The following is a 20,687-nucleotide window of genomic DNA, read 5'->3' on the forward strand; positions in this document are numbered from 1 at the left end:
AATCAGCATTTCTTAATTATGTAATCTCGCGAAATTTCTCAGGAACAAACGGCATCGAAGAAGGAACAGAAACGGTCTCCATCTCCGGATAACGCAGTCCTGTTAGCTTTCCGCCAAATACAGCCCCCGTATCAATATTCACCGTATGATTGACAAAACGAGGTTCTGCCACAGGGGTGTGCCCGTATACAATCCACGCTTCTCCTTTATAATGCTTCGCCCAATCACGGCGAACAGGAGAGCCGTCAGGATGCTTTTCTCCAGTAATGTCGCCATATAATACGAAAGTTTGGACCTTCTTATCTGTTCTTCCGATATAATCTTGGCGAATGCCAGCGTGACAAACGATAAGTTTTTTGTTATCAAGAACGTGATAGAGCGGTGACTGTTCGTAAAGATCAATAAACTTTTTCTGTACGATTTTTTGCTCACGAGTTGATAGTGCTTCATACTCAGCGACGGTCGTTTCTAATCCATGTGCAATTGTTACATTACGTCCGATGAAAAAACGATACAACTTATTACAATGATTACCAGGAGCGTAATAAGCTACTTTTTTATTCATAACAAGTTCCCATACAATTTCAATCATTTTTAGGGATGCGGGACCACGGTCAGTAATATCCCCGACAAAAGCAAGCTGTCTCTTCTCTGGATGGATAGGGAGACCGCTATCCCAGTTATAACCGAGCTGCTTTGTTAACGCTTGAAACTCTTCTAAACAGCCGTGAATATCCCCGATAATGTCGTATTTCATTTTGTAACCTCCATCTCGAGTTTTTTTCTTAGTATACCTAAAGTGGATATAGAAAAAACCATACCCAAGTGGATATGGTTTAGTCAAACATAAATGTTTTCGTTCGCGATCGTACGTTCAGTATGAAGCCAATCGCAATCATATAGGTTAGTAAGGAACTACCTCCATAACTCATAAGAGGAAGCGTAATCCCTGTAATCGGAAGCAATCCAATTGTCATCCCGATATTTTGGAATACTTGGAACGTAAACATTCCGATCGTTCCTGCACATAAATAGCTACCGAATGGATCATTACTTTCCAAAGCGATATGAATCATTCGATAAATAAGAAGGAAGAACAGGGAAATAACAACACTTGCTCCTAAAAATCCGAATTGCTCGGCAATGTTTGTAAAAATAAAATCGGTATGAGGTTCTGGGAAATATACTTGACCATTCTCCCAGCCTTTACCGTGCAGTTCACCGGATCCGGTTGCTAAAACAGCCTGACGCAACTGATATCCTTGCGTTTCGTATTCATAAGGTGCTAGCCAGCCGTAGAAACGATCTAATTGATATTCTTTTAAAATATGTTCCTTAAAGAATGCTGTATGTTCAAAATAAATATACGTTAGCGTCGAAGCAGCTGCTATAACAATAGTAGCTAAACCGAAAATAAAGCGCCAGCGTACACCTGAAACTAAAATCATTGCTGCAATCATCGCTGAAATAACCATTGTATTTCCTAAATCAGGTTCTTTCGCAATTAAAAGCAGTGGTGGTAAACTCGCAGCGAATATTTTACCGAGTAAAATTACATCCTCGCGTGGCGAGCGAAATGGATACTTTTCATTATGATTGACGATAATGCGGCCAATAACAATGATTAAAAATAATTTCATAATCTCGGAAGGCTGGAAGTTACCAAGGCCTGGCACACTATACCAAGCAGTAGCCCCTTTAATTGTTACAGCTCCAGGAACTTTTAATTCAAGTCCAATCAGTAAAACCATCGCAAACCCGTACAAATACCAAGCGATTTGCTTATATCGGTCAAAATCAATAACCATAATGGCAACAATTGCGATCGTCCCAATGACATACCATTGAATTTGTTTTGCTACAAAGTTTACTTTTTGCAGAGCTGGTGGTAAAGATGGCTGAGCACTTGCAATAGCAAAACAACTAACAGTTGCTATTGCGAGTACAATCAGGATCAATATGTAATCTATTCGATATTGGGAATTCTTATCTTTCACCGTACGTAGTCCTTTCTATTGCTCTTTATAAAATGAAAAAAAGACGCTATTACCATATTAGCGGATTTTGAGTGGTTTGCAAATATGTTGTTTTGATTTTGGTTGTGAGATGTTAGATTATATAGATATAAATTGAGATAAAACCTTTCTTTTTTAGGTGAGAGGGAGGATCCGTCCATGGGTAGAAGTGGTCAGTTCCTATTTTAGCCCCGTGCCGAGTTAGACCACAGAGAAGAAAATGAGGGTAGGTCTGTTTTTGTTTTCATAGCCGCGATTTATCCAGCAAGTACTTTTAAATAGATGAAATACAGATTGAGCTTTCTGAGTAGCAGGAAAGTAGACGAACAAGAGAGAAATAAAGAACCAGTCGTAATGATATTTTTATTTTGCCTTCTTGTAATTTTGTGATATGATATAAATATATTACCAGGTACTAATAACTGATGTTATTTAATAAATTTAGGGGGATAAATAAATGAATCTTCTCAACTTAAAAGGAAAAAACATTATCGTAATGGGAGTTGCGAACCAACGAAGCATCGCTTGGGGAATTGCTCGTTCATTACATGAGGCAGGAGCAAACTTAATTTTCACATATGCAGGTGAGCGTCTAGAAAAAAACGTACGCGATCTAGCAGAATCATTAGAAGGACAACAGCCACTTGTTTTACCATGTGACGTAACAAACGATGAAGATATCGCGCGTTGCTTCCAATCAATTAAAGAAGAAGTTGGCGTTGTGCACGGATTAGCACACTGCATCGCATTCGCAAACCGCGATGACTTAAAAGGTGAATTCGTTGATACATCTCGCGACGGATTCTTACTAGCGCAAAACATTAGCTCATTCTCATTAACAGCTGTAGCACGAGCAGCGAAGCCATTAATGACAGAAGGCGGCAGCATCGTTACATTAACATACCTTGGCGGCGAGCGCGTAGTATCAAACTACAACGTAATGGGCGTTGCAAAAGCATCATTAGACGCAAGCGTAAGATACTTAGCAAACGACTTAGGACAGCACAACATTCGCGTAAACTCTGTATCAGCAGGTCCAATTCGTACGCTATCAGCTAAAGGTGTTGGCGACTTCAATAGCATCCTAAAACAAATCGAAGAGCGCGCACCACTTCGCCGTAACGTAACACAAGAAGAAGTTGGTAACACAGCGCTATTCTTATTCAGTGATCTAGCAAGTGGAGTTACTGGTGAGAACATTCATGTGGATTCTGGGTATCATATTTTAGGTTAATGAAGAGTTTTATTAAGCTGTAGGACAGGTATTAAAAATATGTTTGGTATTTTCTGAGTAAAAAAACACCAAACATATTTTTTAAACTAAGTTTGTATCTATATAATATAAAGAGAAAACGCTATTCTTTTTGCAAAAATGTGCAGTGGTCTGACCCCATTTGGTGAGACAAAGAAAAAACACCTAGACAACATGTTTCCTATAAGCTATAGGTGACATATTATCTAATTTTCTCTGAATCCGTTCATTATTATAGTAGTGGATGTATTCCTCCACAGTTTGTATTATACTAGCATTATTCGATTGTTTTATATTTTGCGCATAGAATCCTTCGGATTTCAAATGAGAATGAAAGGATTCTATGAGGGCATTATCATGGCAGTTTCCTGTACGAGACATGCTTGTGATAATGCCTTTTTCTTTGGCATATGTTTGAAATTGTTTTGATGTATACACTTTTCCTTGATCGGAATGTAAAATCGTATCAATCACATTTCGCTTTCTTAAAGCCTCTTTTAGAGTATCTAATACAAGAGAAACATCCTGTGTTTCACCTATTTTATAACTTACAATTTCATTGTTAAACCCATCTATAATAGATGAAAAATAAAGAGTCTTATTGCCGAACATTAAATACGTGATATCAGTGAACCATTTTTCATTAGGCTTGGTAGCTTTAAATCTCCGTTGTATTCTATTTTTAGCTACCACTGGTTCATGACCGAGCACAAATATCTTTTTCTTTTTTCTAACCCGAGATAATACGTTATATTTTCTCATGATACGTAATACTTTTTTATGATTCATTACGATGTTAAATTGATCACGTAGACAAGCTGTAACCCGACGATATCCATACCGATATTTATGATGTTGACATATTTCTATTACGGTTTTTTCTGCATGATTAGTTACTGTTTTCTCCTGCGTTTTCCAACGATAATAAGTAGCACGTGAAATATTAAATATGGAACACAGTTCTGCAATTGTAAAAATTGATTGCCATTCCTTTATCATTTTCATTATTTCTTCTTTTCCTCCCACCTCCTTAAGATTTCTTTGCACTTTTCCAGCAATATAATCTTTGCCTTTAAATAACGTATTTCTAATTCTTTTTGTTCAAGTTCTGTTAACTTTTTTAAGCCTTTTCCATGTGCAGATTGTCTCCCAATAGATTGTTCAAACCGATAGGTTTCGCCTTCACGATACCATTTCATCCAAGTTTTAATTTGAGCCACATGTTTAATTCCTAAGGCATCCATAATTTCTTTATTTTTGAATCCTTGGTGTTTCATTTCAACTACTTTCCACTTTATTTCGGCAGGATAATGCGTCTTTTTTCCCATACGAAAAACACCTCCATTAAAATCATAACTGATACTTACGATTTAGAGAGGTGTTTTTTATCGTCTCATTCTCAGGGTTCACTCCAATAGGAAAGGATAGCGTTTTTTATTTCTATTTTAATTTAAGACGAATTGTAAATCTTATTTGTTTTTCTAGTATGCTTTGGATGGAAGAACTAATACTAAGGGGAAATAAAAAGAGTAAATTGAATATAAAGCTATGAATAATAAAAGGCAATACTTAAGAACACATGAAAAAATTTTTTCGAGTTTCATTTGTTAGAAAAGAGGAAGAAAGTCGCAGTTTTATGAGGAAAAATTTTTACATACTAGGTGTTATCTAAAAGTATTCTATACCTGGTGCAATAGTAGTTTAATTGTAACCAATCAAATCCGATAGCGTTTATTTATCATGTATGTTTTTAGAGTTAGAAAAAATTTTTTTTGATCGGATAGTTATAATATCCTGTTATTGATTCTTGTTACTTGAGAATACAAAATTACAGTTCATGAAGTTAAGCAGAGATAGTGACACTTTCTATATCCTCACAACTTATGAATATAAAATTAGTGGCTGGTGGTGTAATTGAACTTTCTTCTTCTAATATAACTAGACACAGATTGGAATAAAATGCAAAAAGAGAAGCAGGCCCAATAATTTGTCCAGATCGGGTTGTTATTGTAACAATAGTTCCTGGTGGCCAACTATCAAATAAAAAACAAGCTATACCTTCGCAATTTGCCATATTTTTCACCTAACCTTAAATTTGTTATTTGAATACATATTTTCTAAATAAAGATATATTTAATATATGTAGAGGGATATAAAATGTTTGGGTAAAGTAAACATGTATCCATTTTTGGGTAATTCAAGGAAATGAACTTTAGTAATCATTTGTCTTATGGTAGTGGTTACTTGATGACGGGGACACAATTTCGCCTTATTATTTTATGTAAAAATAAATGGTGTAATATTTTTGTTTATGAAAATATATATTTATAAATTATTGAAGAAGACGAGTTGAGATGATAACTTAAAAAGTTTAACTGAGGAGGGAGGAGTGTTGTTGGAAAAAGTCGGCACTTCAAAAAAGAAAGGTATTTTATTTGTGATGAATCCTATAGGCGGGGGCGTAGAATACTACCAAAATACGTATATTCAGCAAAATAAACATAAGTATAGAATTTATAAGATGACGTTTAGAGCTGGAATGTTTCGTATAGAAGATATAAATCAAAAAAAAACCTTGTACGATGAATTCGAGTTTCATAGTTATGATGAAAATAGCTTCCGATTACTACTCAAGTCAATGGATATTGAATTCATTTATATCAATCATCTCATTAAATTCCCTATATTTGATTTTATAAAATTCATTCAACATTCTGGAATTGATTACATTTATTTTATACATGATTTTTTTTGTATATGTCCTCTCGTTAATTTAATTAAAAGGAATGGTCCTTACTGCAATAATGAAACAGATGTGAATATATGTACGGCATGTTTGAGTGGAGGAAAGGAAACAGATATTCAAGCTTGGAGAAAAAAATTTGAATCTTTTTTATTAAATGCTCAGAAGGTAATTGCTCCAAGTAACAGCACAAAAGAAATTGTAAAAAAACATTTCCCTAACATTGCTATAGATGTACAGGAACATCCTTTATCTCCTAATATCCACTATACATATACCCCTGAATTTGCAAGTGAAAAAAAGCTTAATGTCGCCTTCGTAGGAAATATACACAAAAATAAAGGGTCACATATTTTATATAGACTAAAAATGGAAATTGAAAGGAGGAAACTGCCTGTTTGTATAAAGGTAATTGGGTTAACAGATAGACATAAAAGAAGATTTGTTAGCCCCAGTGGACATTTTGTTGTAACAGGCCCATATGATAATAGGGAAATTTCTAATCTTTTAGCAACACATAAAATAGCTATCGTTATAACTTCTTCTATATGTCCAGAGACATTTTCTTATACAACCAATGAGGCTATGTTTTCAGGGTATCCGGTTATTGCATTTGATATGGGAGCCCCAGCGGAGCAAATAAGAAAATATAAAGGGGGTTGGATTCTAAAAGAAATTAGTAGTAGGAGTGTCTTACAAGTATTACAAAAGCTCTTCGTAAATCGCAATGAAATATTGGAGAAAGCAAGTAATCTATCGGTAGCTTGTCAAAATAAAGGGATTTTTTAATCTTTTCATCACTGAAAAAGAGAAACAGATGTAAGATATTATTGTGCTCTGTAATTCTAATTCAAAAATGATAAGTGTGTATGTAAAAGAGGCACATTAAATCGTTCATAATGGGATGAATGATTGACTCTTAAAGACCAATAGAATAGCTGTTGATAAAGGATTTTTTAGAGACCTTTTTTAATCATAGTAATTGAAGTAGGGCTATTTGACGGAATGCGAAAATAGCCCCTGATAGAAAATGCTTCATAGGTAAAAAAGGTGAGATTTATGTGGGAAGGTTGCTTTTCTATTTAAGAAGTTTTTCGTTAAATCAAATCCCAATTTACAGGTGTTCCCTTAACAACATTTTTTTTCACTGTCTTTCCTAGCAAAATAGGAAGATATTTTGGTGCCAAACCATATCCAGGTCGAATGGCTTTTATATTCTCTGTTGTTAAAAGATCTCCAGCTTTCATATCTTGTGCAACATATAGAGAACGACGAAACTTTAATGAGCTTTTTTCCATCTCAGTCGGTCCATAATAAACCTTCCCTAGTGCCTGCCATGCTCGTTCTGTTTCCATAACAAGAGATTTTAGTTCGTCTGCTTCCATTGAAAACGCGGAGTCTACTCCTCCATCAGCCCTAGATAAAGTGAAATGTTTTTCAATTACAGTTGCTCCCAGTGCAACACTTGCGACTGCAGTACCTACTCCTAATGTATGATCTGATAAACCTACTTCACATTGGAATAATTCCCTCATATGAGGAATTGTATAAATATTAGTGTTTTCCGGGGAAGCAGGATACGTACTTGTACATTTCAACAAAATAAGGTCTTTACAGCCTGCTGATTTGGCAGCCTTGACAGTCTCATCTAATTCTGAAATTGTAGCCATACCGGTGGAGATAATAAGTGGTTTGCCAGTAGAGGCAGCTTTGCAGATTAGAGGGATATCAGTATTTTCAAAAGAAGCAATTTTATAACAAGGAACATTTAGGGATTCTAGAAAATCAACTGCTGTTTCATCAAATGGGGTGCTAAATGGGGTTATACCTAGTTCTTTACATTTATTAAAAATCGGTTTATGCCATTCCCAAGGTGTGTAAGCTTGCTGATATAGTTTATAAAGAGTGTTTCCTTTCCATAAGCTGTCTGCATCTTCTATTTTAAAATCTTTATTATCTATATCGAGTGTCATAGTATCAGCCGTATACGTTTGAATTTTTAGAGCATGTGCTCCAGCTTTTGCTGCAGCTTCAACGATTTGTAATGCACGTTCCAATGACTGATTATGGTTTCCAGACATTTCGGCAATGATAAATGGTTGTTGATTACGACCTATTTTTCTTCCATTAATCTCAACATCTTTCATTCTATCTTCTCCTTTCTAACCGTTCATTTTTGCTTTACCTATTATATCTTTCACTGACGTATCCCATCCATCAGTAAGGAAATTCAAATACTTTTCTTTATCTTTTAATCTATGATAACTGCCGCCAGGAGGTTGTGGTTTCCTCGTAACTTTTCCAGAACGAATTAACTCCCAATTCTCAATAAAAAGTCGTTCTATTTCTTGGCATAGTCTATCATAAGAGGTTTTTAGTGTATCATTTTCCTTGTAGGGAACTTTCAATTGAGCGATAATATCCCCTGTATCTAATCCGTTATCTATATAATGAATTGTAATCCCTTTAGGTGTATCTTCAAGAAAACTCCATAAATTGGGATCAGCCCCCTTATTCCAGGGAAGATAAGATATATGCAAGTTAATAATCTTGTTATTAAATTTCTCTATAATCGAAGGAGGAATCATATATCTATATCCATAGCTGACAATAAAATCAATATGAGTAAGAATATGTGAGTGGATGTCTATTTTATCTTCATAGAAAACAACACTATCTCCATATGATTTAAGAAAACTGTATAAGTTATTACATTTAGATCCTAATAATAGAATGTTCATAATATCTTCCTTAACATTTAATATAGTAAAATCTCCGATACTACACGCGTTTTCCCAAAACCATCTACAATTTCTAATGCCTTTTTAGAAGAGACCTCTAAATTAAAGTTTCCGCTTCTAACAATCTCAATAGCATTACAAATATCTTTCTCGTAGATTTTTTCTGAGTTTCCGATATAAAAATCAATACCTAAATTTCCTACTGCTTTACATATTTCAATTTGATTATATGCCACTGAGATTAATAGTGCAGGTAACCCTAAACAATATCTTTCCCAAGTTGTCGAACCTCCAGCACATATTGCCAGATCTGCTTCATTCATTAATCGGGACATATAATCAATATTATAATGGAAGGTCATATTTGAATGTTTTTTGCATAAATTTTGAATGAAGTCTTTTTGAGGATTTGCTTGACCGACAACTACATGAATAAGAAGCTGTGTACAGTCTAGTGCTTCTAGAGTTTTGATTACTTTGGATGTTTCATTAGTGGGATCACTTCCACCAAAAAATATGAGTACTGTTTTAAGATTACCAGTTCTTTTTCTTACATTTTTCCGTTCCTTTAAAAATTCTGTCCTTAGCAGTGCATATTTGGGACCTAATAATTTTATACAATTTTTAGGGAGTAATTTTGTATATCTTTGGTCTATATTTGTATAATAATTTTGATCGAGCAGTACATCACACATATGTAATCTATCTGCTAAATCATCTATAACCATTATATATTGGGTGAATTCCTTCAATTTTTCTTCCCATTTTTTATCTAAAGCGTAATGGTCTACAATAAGCCAATCCACAGGAGAAATGTTCTGACTTATAATATTTATTGTTTGTTGTGCGTCTATTTCCCAGCTAGTTTGAAGCCAGTGAGCATGAGCGGTATTACAATTATTATTCACTAGTTTCATTTTGGGTAACATATATACTGTGTATCCTTTGGATTTTATAAAGTTACACATATGGCCATTTAATTCCCTAGATATAAAAGCTACCTGATGTCCCCGATTTTTTAATTCCTCTGCTAAGGTTAAACATCGCATTACATGACCTGTTCCGATTTCTATAGAAGCATCTACTCGAATGAATATGCTCATCTGATTTACATACCTATCTTCTTTTGTTCTATATGACTATTAATATAAAACAAATCTGGTTCTTGTTTTAATAAATTTAAAATATCGCTGAAAGAAAATTGGCTATTAACTGGATATAATCGGGTAATAATGTTTTTAATCAGAATAAAGTCTTCTTTCGTGTCGACAGTCCAGCGATGTTTACTTTCATCTAAGTCATGTTGAACATTTAACAGTTTGAATTTCCCAGGGTTGTTATATATATAAGCAGTCACATGCTCACGATGTGAGGGCTCATTGGCTTCTTCATATGTTCGTTTTAAAATTCGATAGGGTATAACCTCTGTATCTAGTCCTCTCGGATACGTACGGGTTAGTGTATTAGAGATATAATCATATTTATTTTGCTGTTTTAAATAGCAATGAACTACTTTATCAATAATATTAGGATCGATAATGGGGCAATCTGAAGTTAATCGAACTACAACATCCACAGAAAAATTTGTTGCAGTTTCATAATAGCGTGATAATACATCATCTTCTGATCCACGATAATAAGGAACAGAAAGTTGCTTACAAAGCTCAATGATTGGATTATCATTGAGCTTTGTAGTAGTAGCTACAATAATTTGGTCAATTGTTTTTGCTTTTTTTACTCGTTCAATTTGATATTCTAATAGTGTTTTATCAAGAACTTTCTTCAGGATTTTTCCCGGAAGCCTAGTTGAGCCCATTCGAGCTTGAATAATAGCAGCAACTTTCATTTCATCACCTTTTTATTCATTTATTTTTTATAAAAATTTATTACTTTTTTAACTGCATGAATAATATCATTAGCGTCTTGTTCACTCATTTCTGAAAATAGTGGTAGAGTAATGATACTTTCATATAATTTTTCGGCCTGGGGGCAAATTCCTTTTTGATAACCTAATTTTTGATAGTAGGGTTGTAAATGAACCGGAATGTAATGAACATTGACACCAATATTTTCTTGTTGTAACGCTTGAAAGATTTCTTTTCGGTCAACTTTCAGCATTGATAAATTTAACTGAATGATATATAAGTGCCAACTTGAATCAACATGGTTTAATCGTTTTGGTAGAATAACTTCAGGTAAATCTTTTAATTCCGTATCATACATTGCTACATATTGTTTTCTTTTAGCAATAAAAGAATCTAGTTTTTGCAGTTGTGATAATCCAAGAGCAGCTTGGATATCTGTCATCCGATAGTTATAGCCAAGAAATTGCATTTCATAGTACCAAGGACCATGATTCTCAGTTAGTTTGTTAGGATGACGGGTGATTCCATGTGTTCGAAACTGCAGAAGTTTTTGATAGTAGTCCTCATTATTTGTTGTAATGATTCCACCTTCGCCTGTTGTAATATGTTTGACGGGGTGAAAACTGAACATGGTCATATCGCTAATTGAACCAATTTTTTTCTTTTTGTAAGTAGCGCCTAATGCATGAGCTGCATCTTCGATTACTGTTAGATTATATTCTCGAGCAATTTTTGAAATTTCTTCAAGTTCAACGGGTTGTCCTGTAAAATGTACAGGTATAATTGCTTTTGTTTTATTTGTAATCTTATCTTTTATTAAATTAGGATCAATGTTGTAAGTATCGGAGTTTATATCTGTAAATACCGGCACGCCACCTTGATAAAGGACACAGTTAGAACTGGCAGCGAATGTCATCGATGTGGTGATAACTTCATCATCAGTGGAGATTCCCGCTGCAAAGCAAGCTCCATGCAAGGCGGCTGTTCCACTTGAAAATGCTACGGCATATTTGGCACCTACATATGCTGCCATTTGATCTTCAAATTGTTTTATTGTTGGGCCGGTTGTAATAAAATCACTTTTTAAAATGTTTATTACGGCTTGGATATCACCTTCATCTATGGATTGCTTACCGTATGGCAAATAATGATCTCGTACGGGTTTTCCTCCATGAAGCGCTAAAAGATGTTTCATGATTATTAATACTCCCTTATAGATTGTTTTCATTCATTTTAGTTATTCTGTTATCTTATTCATTAATGAATCTTTTTAACTCTTCCTTTGTTAACCAATGATCATTTTTGTCGCTTGCATAACTAAAACCTTCTGGAAGCGGTTTGCCTTCACCTATATTTGCTTTATCCCACCAATTGAATTCTGGTTGAATGATATAGTAATTTTCAAATTCTAAAGTATGACGAGCATCGTCTTCAGTTATCATGGCCTCATGAAGTTTCTCCCCTGGACGGATCCCTATAAACTCAATTTTACATTTAGGTGCAATTACTTTTGCCAAGTCTGTTACTTTCATGCTAGGGATTTTAGGAATGAAAATTTCTCCGCCCTTCATTCGCTGAAGGTTATCAAGAACAAATTGCACGCCTTGATCAAGTGTTATCCAAAATCGGGTCATACGTTTATCTGTAATAGGGATCTTCCCAGTATTTTTTATACTTTTAAAAAATGGCACTACACTGCCTCTGCTGCCTACTACATTTCCGTAACGTACAACTGAAAATCTTGTATTCTTGCTCCCTACATAAGCATTTGCTGCCACAAAAAGTTTATCTGATGCTAATTTTGTTGCACCGTATAAGTTAATTGGAGAAGCAGCTTTATCTGTACTTAAAGCAATGACACGTTGCACTCCACAATCTATAGCAGCTTCAATGATATTCTGAGCACCATAGATATTTGTTTTAATAGCTTCAAACGGATTGTACTCACATGCACCTACATGCTTCAGAGCAGCTGCATGAACTACAATATCAACCCCAGCAAATGCCCGGTATAAACGAGCTTTATCACGTACATCCCCAATAAAAAAACGAATACGCGAATCGGTATACTCTTGAGCCATTTCGTATTGCTTCAACTCATCACGACTAAAAACAATGATCTTGTTTACACCAAGTTCCAGGGCTTTTTTTATAAATCTTTTTCCGAAAGAGCCTGTTCCACCAGTAACTAAAATTGTTTTTCCTGTTAAATCCATTTTATTCACATCCTTTTTTATTGAATACATTTTCTCTATCTATTACTATGAATATTTCGTGGAAACGTTTGGGTATCATCTCCATATTTCCTTATAGTTTTATCGAAATAGTAAATAAGCCTAGATTGTAATTTACTTGTAATTGTGCCTTACCGTTTTTTTATTTTATGGTTCAGGAATGATAAATCTGTTTAATAGCTTTTTTATATTATGGAAATGCTAGAAATCAAAATCTTCGTTTTTAGATATAAGTGGTACCCCAAAATTTTCTAATCTAAAAGTGTTACATGTTCATAAGCTGTTCAAGCACATAGAGGGGATTATGTCTTTAATATAGAGCATAATGCACCATCTTTTTTCAAGATAGGCTGTGTAACTATACAAAAAACAAAACAAAACATAGCATGATAAAAGTAAAAGCCTAAGTTCGATTTCTATTGTTTGATTGCATAGTTTATATCACTAATTAGTAATGAATAAAAACATCGATCGTGTATAATTAGTCGATTATAAAACTCAAATAATAATAATGTATCTTCATTAATAAAAAACATTTAATTCAATGAACTTGAAATAGGCGTTAAATAGTGCTATTAAATAATTTGCAAAAAAGTATATATATCTTTTAATTTTAATAGTTAAATATTTCCGTTTTTTGAATTGTAGAATGAATTATATAAGCGAGGGTGAACAATGTGTTGCAAGGATTTTTAAATTTCAAAGGGCAGGAAATGATAAAGACAAAGGATTTGTTTAGAAATGTTAAAAATAATTTCACTTATGAGTTTTGGATAAAGCCTCAAAAGGAACTTAACTTAAATTGGGAATCGGCTGAAGGAAAGTATAGTATTTCCGGTCAAAGGTTCATTATTAGCCCGGGGAAATCTGCCATTGAGCAAAAAGATGAATCGGGTACGGGAATATCAGTTGGAACGAATGGGGTAACAGTATATGAACTTAGTGGCAATGATGCATTTGCTCTACTCATATATAAAAGAAAAATAGACGATTGGACTCATATAGCTATTGTTTATGAAAACAATACTCCAAACTTATATGTGAATGGAAGTTTTGTAAAAAAAGGATTAAAAAGTGCAAAGAGTAATATCTTTGCATCAGGAAATATTGGAGGATGTGAAGTATACGGATATTTTGAAGGACAAGTAAATCATTTGAGAATTTGGGATTATTCAAAAAACGAAAGAGAGATTAAGTCCCATATGGATAAATATTTAAAGGGTGGCGAACAAGGATTGATTTTAAATTTGAACTACGAAAAGCCAACAGATATCCAATCTATTTCGAACATAAGCGAAGAAGCTGATGAACCATCTTTTTTAAATGATTCTATTCTTGATCAATTTAGTTTAGAAACATTTGATGAAATAAATTATGTTGAATATAAGAATAACTTACCTCAAGATACTGAAATAGATGTGATTATACCAATATATAATGGTTATGAATTTACGAAGAGATGTATTGAAAGCATATATGATAATGCAGATCTTCAATTTAATTTATTTTTAATTAATGATGCTAGTACAGATGAACGAATATATCATTTTTTGGAGAATTTGAAATCAAACAAATCACCTCAAAATTTAAAAAAGTTAGTGGTTATACACAATAATAAAAACCTGGGATACGTACAGAGTATTAATAAAGGATTACTTTTAACAATGAATCACCCCATTTTATTAAATAGTGATACAGAAATTCCCCCTCATTGTTTTCGGCGTTTAATTAACCCTATTCTAGTAAATAATAAAATCTCATCAGTTACTCCTTTCTCAAATAGTGCTACGATTTGTTCCTATCCAAATTTTCTTCAAGATAATGAATTACCGTACGATATGAATACAAATGAAGTCGATTCATATTTTTCAAAATATATCATTAACAAAGGGATAGTAATTCCAACAGGTGTAGGCTTCTGCATGGCATTAAATAGAAATGTTATTCATGATATCGGAATCTTTGATGATGAGGTTTTTGGCAAAGGATATGGCGAGGAAAACGATTGGTGCATGAGAGCTCAGCATAAAGGATATCAAAATATATTGATCCCAAATGTGTTCATTTATCATAAACATGGTGTCAGTTTTAATCAAATAGATGGCAGTAAACAAGAGTTAATGTCAAGTAATTTGAAAAAATTACTTAACCGATACCCCAATTATAATAAAAGAATACAAGAATTTATAAGGCGCGATCCAATGAAAAATATAAGAGAATTTATGAAAAGTGTAATGGTCGCCGATAAATATTCTTCTAAAAAGGGCAGATTATTTATCGACCATGGCTTAGGTGGTGGTGCCTCAATCTATCAAGCTAACCATATAAAAAAATTAGAAGATGATGAGAGGATATACACACTAATACCTAGGACAGATTATTTAATTTTAACTGATCATAATCATTCTGAACCAATACATTATCATCTTAAACTAAATAAACTAAATGAAATGAATTTTAAAAAATTATTAAATGCTTTAAGAATTGATCTCATTTTTATTAATCATTTATTTAAGTATCCAATTGCAAAGATGTTCAGTTTAATACAACACTCACTGGTGGATTATTGTTTTTTTGTTCATGATTTTTATTGTATTTGCCCAAGTTATAATTTAATTAACTATGAAAAGAAATATTGTAATGCTGAAACGAATCCAGAAATCTGTCAGGGGTGTATTGCAAAATTATATCCAAAAGAAACGATTAACATTGAAGATTGGAGAAAAGCGTTTCATTCTTTTTTGATAGGGGCCAAAAAGGTGATAACACCTAGCTATAACACGAAAGAAATTCTTTTGAAATATTATAAAGATATCCAGATAGAAGTAATAGAACATTCCATTGATTCAAAAATAGCATACACTTTTAATAAGGATTTTCTAAATAAACAAGATTTAAATATTGCTTTTGTAGGAGCCATTGATTATCCAAAAGGATCAAGTATTATATATGAGCTAAAGGATTTAATTATTAAAGAAAATTTACCAATAAACATAAAGGTAATTGGGATAACAAATATTCACTTTCATCCACACAAAAGTGTTGAAGGTAAGTTTGAAGTAACAGGAAGATATGAAGTTGATGATTTATCAGAAATATTAGCTGAAAAAGAAATAGCATTGGTGATTACTCCCTCAGTTTGTCCTGAAACGTATTCCTATACAACAAGTGAAGCGATGTTATCGGGATATCCCATTATTACATTTAATCTAGGTGCTCCTGCTGAACGAGTGAAAAGATACCAAGGTGGATGGATTATTGATAATGTAACTAGTACTAAAATATTAAGCTTATTAAAAAGATTATTAAAAAACAGAGAAGAAATTAATGAGAAAGCAACAAATTTAAAAAATTTTCAAGAAAGGAATGAATGATAGTAAATATTAATGGATTCAGTAGGTTTATTCCATTATTTGTGGGCAGTAAGACCCCACCTCAAAATTCCGAAAAAGCAAAGAAATTAAGTGTGAGCTGCCCGTAAAAGCCTGATTGGTGAGGGCCAATAAACAGTAAGGGATGAAGGAGGCCTTCGTTAATTAAAGGTTCATCTATAAGAAAAAATACTATTCGCTACTAAAGGCAAGATTATTTTTGATTGAAACAATAAGAAGGGGTGATGTTTATGTCGCAAAAGTTTCTTTACTTGCCAATCGAATCAAAAACAAGGGAATTCGACGCAAAATTACTCTTAACCTATTATGCAATTAAAGAGAATTATCGGATTGTTCTAGGAACACATACGCCTATTCTCGCTCATTTGGAGTTATTACCTAAGGGGATTATTTGTTCAAAGGGAACTCCTTATGGTGATGCAAGGAAAGAATATATGGATCATGCATACAAACTAGGCTATTCTATCGTTGAATTAGATGAAGAAGAAGGATTATTCCTTAATAGCAATAATTATAGCCGTCTTGGAAAAGATGATAAGTATGTCAAAATACTTGAGCATGTTTATTGCTGGGGAGATGCTCATAAAGAAATCGTTACAAATACTTTTCCTGAATTTAAGCAGAAATTTCATTTAACTGGTCATCCGCGTTTCGATCTACTCAAGAAAAAGTTCCGAGGTTTATATAGTGATGAAGTTAAAATGATTGAACAAAAGTTTGGTGATTTTATTTTAGTAAATACAAGATTTACTCAATATAATCACTTTCTAAGAGGATTTAATCCTAATGAACGTTATATAAAGAAGGTATATGAACATTTTATCCAATTAATTAAAGAATTAAGTGGGAAATATCCAAATCTTAATATTGTTGTTCGTCCTCATATTCATGAAAATGTAGAGAGTTATCGAAAAGAATTGTCGAATTATAAAAATGTATTTGTGGCCCATGATGGTAATGTTGTGATGTGGATTTTAGCTTCAAAAGTTGTAATACACAATCGTTGTACGACAGGCATTGAAGCTTTGTTACTTGATAAACCAGTCATTGCTTATATGCCAATTGATTATGAAAGAGAGAAAAAATATTTACCTAATGCGGTTACCTATAAATCAGTGAATAGTAGTGAAGTATTCAACTTAATCGATTTTTGTTTATCTAAAGGAGAAAAAGGTGAAGGAAAAAAAATTCTATCCAAAAATTATTATGGGGCTATGGATGAAGAAAACTATGCGTATAAGAATATTATTAGTTTATTAGACAAAATCAATTCAACAGGTGAAAGTTCCATCCAGGAGTCTTCAGTAAGAGCGCTCTCTACAATAAAAGGGGATCATACGTTAACTTCAGAAGAAGAAATAAAAAGTTTCTTCAAAAAACTGGATTTAATAGAAATAAATAAAAATGAAGTGAGTGTTCGAACATTAGCTCCTGATTTATTTGAAATAACAGCTAATAAAAGTTGAGCCCTTGCTTTCTGTGAGACTTAATGTAACTTCCTTAGTTAGATAAAAACCCTTGTTACCAAGGGTTTTTATTGTTTTATAGAATAAAGAATGAACGTTTATAAAGCGTGTGTTTTTTATAATAAATCAACCTATACAGCATTTTGTTTTGAAGTCGTTGTTATGAAGAAATTTACTATTGTTACTTCACTGAGTTTTCTTCAAAAGTATTTTAGCAGTTTAAGGTTTCCGAGAAAAGAATAAAAAAATTTTATTCATTCGGTGTCACGTGCGTAGCAAAAAACGTATTTATGAAAAGATGAAGAATAAAAATGAGCCTTAAAGAATTGTATTAATACTGCAAAGAATTTCCATTGGTACACTATGGGATTTGAGGGTAGAGACAGAAGGGTACCTTTGGATGCATGGATATTTTTCTGCTCTTACTTAAAACATCAGGCTATGTTCTAGACTTTTATAGAGGGAAAGGGGCAACCTTATGAAAGGCATTATTTTAGCTGGAGGTACAGGATCACGATTATACCCTATCACTAGGGTGACTAATAAACACTTGCTGCCTGTAGGACGTTATCCAATGATTTATCACTCAGTTTTTAAATTAAAAGAATGCGGGATTACAGACATTATTGTCGTAACAGGAAAAGAACATATGGGTAATGTAGTTAATTTCTTAGGGAGCGGAACAGATTTTGGAGTTTCATTTACTTATAGAGTACAAGAAAAAGCAGGAGGAATTGCACAGGCTTTAGGGTTATGTGAGACATTTATCGGTAATGATAGAATGCTTGTTATTCTAGGTGATAATATATTTTCTGATATATTACTTCATTATGTAAAAGGATATCAGAAGCAAAAAGAAGGAGCGAAAATTCTTTTGAAGGAAGTTGATGACCCAAAAAGATTCGGAGTTCCTGAAATACAGGGGGATTATATTGTAAATATAGAGGAAAAACCAAAGAATCCGAAAAGTCCTTATGCAGTAACAGGAATCTATATGTATGACGCAGATGTATTTGAGATGGTCAAAAAATTAAGTCCATCTAGCCGCGGAGAATTGGAAATAACGGACTTGAACAATGAATATATTAAGAGAGGTACTTTAACTTATGATGTATTAAAGGGCTGGTGGACTGATGCTGGAACCCATGATTCCCTCCATAGGGCAAATACGCTGGCAAAAGATTTATATTTTGGGAATGGATTTGACAGTACACCTTAAGAGTTTAGATATAAAAAGAAATGCATATTGTAATTATCCTGGAAGTGATATCTATTTCATAGGAAATAAATCCTGATATTGTTATACATTGTGTTGTTTATCCCGCACTAACGGGCAGTAAGATCCCCACCTCAAAGTTTAGTAAAAGCAAAGAAGATAGGTGGGGGATCAACTGTCAGTACAAGCCCGATTGGTGAGGGCTAATAATCAGTGGGGATATACAAAACCCCCACTAATTTAAGTTTCACTTTATTTTTTAAATAAATTATGTTTACGATAGAATACAATTTTTATGCTTGAATAATATTCATCATTTCTTTTACCCTTTGACCAAATGTGTGCTGCTTTATCACTCGTTTTTGAGCTTTTTGAGCAATACCCTGCCTTTTTTCTTTGTTATTCATATAGGTAACGACTTTACATAGACAATCTTCATAATCCCGGTAAGATACCATTTCTTCTTCAGTAAAGAAAGAACGAAGGTTAGGTTTTTCCTCTATTAGTTGAAAAGCTCCACATGCCGCAATATCAAACGTTCGGTTATTAATGCTTTCGCTAATAATTCCAGATGCGTTTTGATTATGCAAGAAATTGTGGCTTCGATGAGGGTTTAATACAATGCTGGCTCCGTTGTAAAAATAGGAAACCACTTTTGGATTCATCCATGTATCTTTAATCGTAACTCTAGGGCTGTTTCTCCAGAGTTTTTGTAGTCTATTACGCCAGCCTTTCCCAACTAAGCAGATGTGATAGTTTGTATTTTGTAAGAGAAAATGGATGAGGTATATCCTTGTGGGATATGGATATCCTACAAGGAGTAAATCGCTTTTGTATGCGTGTCCCGCTAGTAGAGTTCTAAAAGTCGTAGAATCCGTTCCTAACGGTAAATGATAGGCATTTGGATGGACTAATTGATAGTGTTTTAAAGATCCTGTATCGATAGTAAAGATATAATCGAATCTATTAATCATTTGATAAGTCTTATCAAAATAATAAGGGTCCTCAGTCATCCAACATGCTAGCTTAATACCATTTTCTTTAAAATATTGAATAGCTTGTACAGAAAGATAGTCTCCTAATATAGTTAGAACCACTTGTGGTTGAAACGTGGCAACAATAGATTGCAGCTTTTCTATGGGTTCTAATGGATGAAAGGAGATCCATTCATAACCATTATCGTTTAGCCCAGCTTTCATACTGTGATCTAAATAATTGTAAATACCGTGATAACCAGAAGAAATATACAGTAACTTCATTATATATCACCAATTGTAACAATGATTTCTATTCTTCTGTTGTAATGATGCTTTCAACATTATTACAACTAATTTTTATAATGTTCGTCGCACTTGGAGATGGTAAATCTTCTTCTTCTAATGTAACTATGCCAGTCCAGTTATTAAAGTCTATAAGTTTGGCTGGTCCATAAACAAAACCAGATTTACCTACGACCGTTATAATAGTTCCAAGTGGTATGTTGGCAAACTGGCGACAAATGCTACTTTTACATAGTAAGAAAGCCATAGACAAATTCCCCTTTCTTTTTATCAATTAAGTTGATATTTAATAACACTTATAATATATGCGAATAGATAGATTTTGTGCGAAGAATGTTCCGATAAATACACCCTTTTATATCAATTTAAATATCTAATTTGAGTAATAAATGCCAGTTTAAAAATCCAGTAACCGACTGAAAACAGTAGGCCTTTTTTTATGTGTGTACTACGTTAAATATTCCATGTCATTATGGAATCAGC

17 protein-coding genes are annotated in these 20,687 nt (G+C 33.3%); 5 read left to right on the top strand and 12 right to left on the bottom strand.

The window, feature by feature from the left end; all coding sequences use genetic code 11:
* Positions 1–16 precede the first annotated feature (16 nt).
* Together prpE and AC1M36_RS12330 are read right to left on the bottom strand one after the other, a co-directional pair.
* Entirely contained in the window at positions 17–757 is a 741-nt protein-coding gene (gene prpE / locus AC1M36_RS12325; RefSeq protein WP_336451005.1) for a bis(5'-nucleosyl)-tetraphosphatase PrpE, read from the bottom strand.
* 79 nt (positions 758–836) lie between these two features.
* Positions 837–1,997, bottom strand: coding sequence for an FtsW/RodA/SpoVE family cell cycle protein (locus AC1M36_RS12330; protein ID WP_336451006.1), 1,161 nt, complete (start codon positions 1,995–1,997; stop codon positions 837–839).
* 475 nt (positions 1,998–2,472) lie between these two features.
* Here AC1M36_RS12330 and fabI point away from each other — a divergent pair, with 475 nt between their 5' ends.
* Entirely contained in the window at positions 2,473–3,249 is a 777-nt protein-coding gene (gene fabI / locus AC1M36_RS12335) for an enoyl-ACP reductase FabI (protein ID WP_336451007.1), read from the top strand.
* 183 nt (positions 3,250–3,432) lie between these two features.
* Here fabI and AC1M36_RS12340 read toward each other — a convergent pair.
* Positions 3,433–4,595 (bottom strand): IS3 family transposase gene (locus AC1M36_RS12340; protein WP_479845913.1). Its coding sequence is split into 2 segments (ribosomal slippage): positions 3,433–4,328 and positions 4,328–4,595, totalling 1,164 coding nucleotides; the frame shifts between segments, so codons are not numbered across the junction.
* Positions 4,596–5,110: 515 nt separating this feature from the next.
* Entirely contained in the window at positions 5,111–5,341 is a 231-nt protein-coding gene (locus AC1M36_RS12345) for a CGEA protein (protein ID WP_336453946.1), read from the bottom strand.
* 321 nt (positions 5,342–5,662) lie between these two features.
* On the opposite strand from AC1M36_RS12345, the gene AC1M36_RS12350 reads away from it, so the two are divergent.
* Entirely contained in the window at positions 5,663–6,799 is a 1,137-nt protein-coding gene (locus AC1M36_RS12350; protein WP_420792376.1) for a glycosyltransferase, read from the top strand.
* Positions 6,800–7,107: 308 nt separating this feature from the next.
* Here AC1M36_RS12350 and pseI read toward each other — a convergent pair whose 3' ends face one another.
* Genes pseI through pseB form a run of 6 tightly spaced genes read right to left on the bottom strand, consistent with a single transcriptional unit; the run spans position 7,108 to position 12,832 of the window.
* A complete protein-coding gene (pseI, locus tag AC1M36_RS12355; protein WP_336453948.1) occupies positions 7,108–8,157 on the bottom strand; it encodes a pseudaminic acid synthase in 1,050 nt (349 codons plus the stop codon).
* A gap of 15 nt (positions 8,158–8,172) precedes the next feature.
* Positions 8,173–8,751 carry a formyl transferase gene (locus AC1M36_RS12360; RefSeq protein ID WP_336453949.1) on the bottom strand — a complete coding sequence of 193 codons (579 nt, stop codon included), beginning with the start codon at positions 8,749–8,751 and terminating at the stop codon, positions 8,173–8,175.
* Between the two features lie 17 nt (positions 8,752–8,768).
* A complete protein-coding gene (gene pseG, locus AC1M36_RS12365; protein ID WP_336453950.1) occupies positions 8,769–9,854 on the bottom strand; it encodes a UDP-2,4-diacetamido-2,4,6-trideoxy-beta-L-altropyranose hydrolase in 1,086 nt (361 codons plus the stop codon).
* Positions 9,855–9,859: 5 nt separating this feature from the next.
* A complete protein-coding gene (locus AC1M36_RS12370; RefSeq protein ID WP_336453951.1) occupies positions 9,860–10,597 on the bottom strand; it encodes a glycosyltransferase family protein in 738 nt (245 codons plus the stop codon).
* A gap of 20 nt (positions 10,598–10,617) precedes the next feature.
* Positions 10,618–11,811 carry a UDP-4-amino-4,6-dideoxy-N-acetyl-beta-L-altrosamine transaminase gene (gene pseC, locus AC1M36_RS12375; RefSeq protein ID WP_479845914.1) on the bottom strand — a complete coding sequence of 398 codons (1,194 nt, stop codon included), beginning with the start codon at positions 11,809–11,811 and terminating at the stop codon, positions 10,618–10,620.
* A 55-nt stretch (positions 11,812–11,866) separates the two neighbouring features.
* Complete coding sequence (gene pseB, locus AC1M36_RS12380; RefSeq protein WP_336453952.1) at positions 11,867–12,832, bottom strand: UDP-N-acetylglucosamine 4,6-dehydratase (inverting); 966 nt, start codon at positions 12,830–12,832, stop codon at positions 11,867–11,869.
* A 695-nt stretch (positions 12,833–13,527) separates the two neighbouring features.
* On the opposite strand from pseB, the gene AC1M36_RS12385 reads away from it, so the two are divergent.
* From AC1M36_RS12385 to AC1M36_RS12395, 3 genes are all read left to right on the top strand, one after another.
* A complete protein-coding gene (locus tag AC1M36_RS12385; RefSeq protein WP_479845915.1) occupies positions 13,528–16,224 on the top strand; it encodes a glycosyltransferase in 2,697 nt (898 codons plus the stop codon).
* A 248-nt stretch (positions 16,225–16,472) separates the two neighbouring features.
* Positions 16,473–17,708, top strand: a complete 1,236-nt coding sequence (locus AC1M36_RS12390) for a surface carbohydrate biosynthesis protein (RefSeq protein WP_336453954.1) — start codon at positions 16,473–16,475, stop codon at positions 17,706–17,708.
* Between the two features lie 478 nt (positions 17,709–18,186).
* Positions 18,187–18,927, top strand: a complete 741-nt coding sequence (locus tag AC1M36_RS12395; RefSeq protein WP_336453955.1) for a sugar phosphate nucleotidyltransferase — start codon at positions 18,187–18,189, stop codon at positions 18,925–18,927.
* Between the two features lie 290 nt (positions 18,928–19,217).
* Here the strand turns inward: AC1M36_RS12395 and AC1M36_RS12400 are convergent, their stop codons facing one another.
* Both AC1M36_RS12400 and AC1M36_RS12405 read right to left on the bottom strand, forming a co-directional pair.
* Positions 19,218–20,183, bottom strand: coding sequence for a CgeB family protein (locus AC1M36_RS12400; RefSeq protein WP_336453956.1), 966 nt, complete (start codon positions 20,181–20,183; stop codon positions 19,218–19,220).
* Positions 20,184–20,211: 28 nt separating this feature from the next.
* A complete protein-coding gene (locus tag AC1M36_RS12405; RefSeq protein WP_174099359.1) occupies positions 20,212–20,451 on the bottom strand; it encodes a CGEA protein in 240 nt (79 codons plus the stop codon).
* Positions 20,452–20,687 lie beyond the last annotated feature (236 nt).

The sequence above is a fragment of the Bacillus sp. Medicinal_06 genome (genome assembly GCF_056711665.1).

Excerpts from the sequence above, each read along its gene's own strand:
- AC1M36_RS12400 (WP_336453956.1), bottom strand. The coding sequence starts at position 20,183 with ATGAAGTTACTGTATATTTCTTCTGGTTATCACGGTATTTACAATTAT.
- pseG (WP_336453950.1), bottom strand. The coding sequence starts at position 9,854 with ATGAGCATATTCATTCGAGTAGATGCTTCTATAGAAATCGGAACAGGT.
- pseI (WP_336453948.1), bottom strand. The coding sequence starts at position 8,157 with ATGAAAGATGTTGAGATTAATGGAAGAAAAATAGGTCGTAATCAACAA.
- AC1M36_RS12405 (WP_174099359.1), bottom strand. The coding sequence starts at position 20,451 with ATGGCTTTCTTACTATGTAAAAGTAGCATTTGTCGCCAGTTTGCCAAC.
- AC1M36_RS12390 (WP_336453954.1), top strand. The coding sequence starts at position 16,473 with ATGTCGCAAAAGTTTCTTTACTTGCCAATCGAATCAAAAACAAGGGAA.
- pseB (WP_336453952.1), bottom strand. The coding sequence starts at position 12,832 with ATGGATTTAACAGGAAAAACAATTTTAGTTACTGGTGGAACAGGCTCT.
- prpE (WP_336451005.1), bottom strand. The coding sequence starts at position 757 with ATGAAATACGACATTATCGGGGATATTCACGGCTGTTTAGAAGAGTTT.
- AC1M36_RS12370 (WP_336453951.1), bottom strand. The coding sequence starts at position 10,597 with ATGAAAGTTGCTGCTATTATTCAAGCTCGAATGGGCTCAACTAGGCTT.
- AC1M36_RS12395 (WP_336453955.1), top strand. The coding sequence starts at position 18,187 with ATGAAAGGCATTATTTTAGCTGGAGGTACAGGATCACGATTATACCCT.
- AC1M36_RS12345 (WP_336453946.1), bottom strand. The coding sequence starts at position 5,341 with ATGGCAAATTGCGAAGGTATAGCTTGTTTTTTATTTGATAGTTGGCCA.
- pseC (WP_479845914.1), bottom strand. The coding sequence starts at position 11,811 with ATGAAACATCTTTTAGCGCTTCATGGAGGAAAACCCGTACGAGATCAT.
- AC1M36_RS12360 (WP_336453949.1), bottom strand. The coding sequence starts at position 8,751 with ATGAACATTCTATTATTAGGATCTAAATGTAATAACTTATACAGTTTT.
- fabI (WP_336451007.1), top strand. The coding sequence starts at position 2,473 with ATGAATCTTCTCAACTTAAAAGGAAAAAACATTATCGTAATGGGAGTT.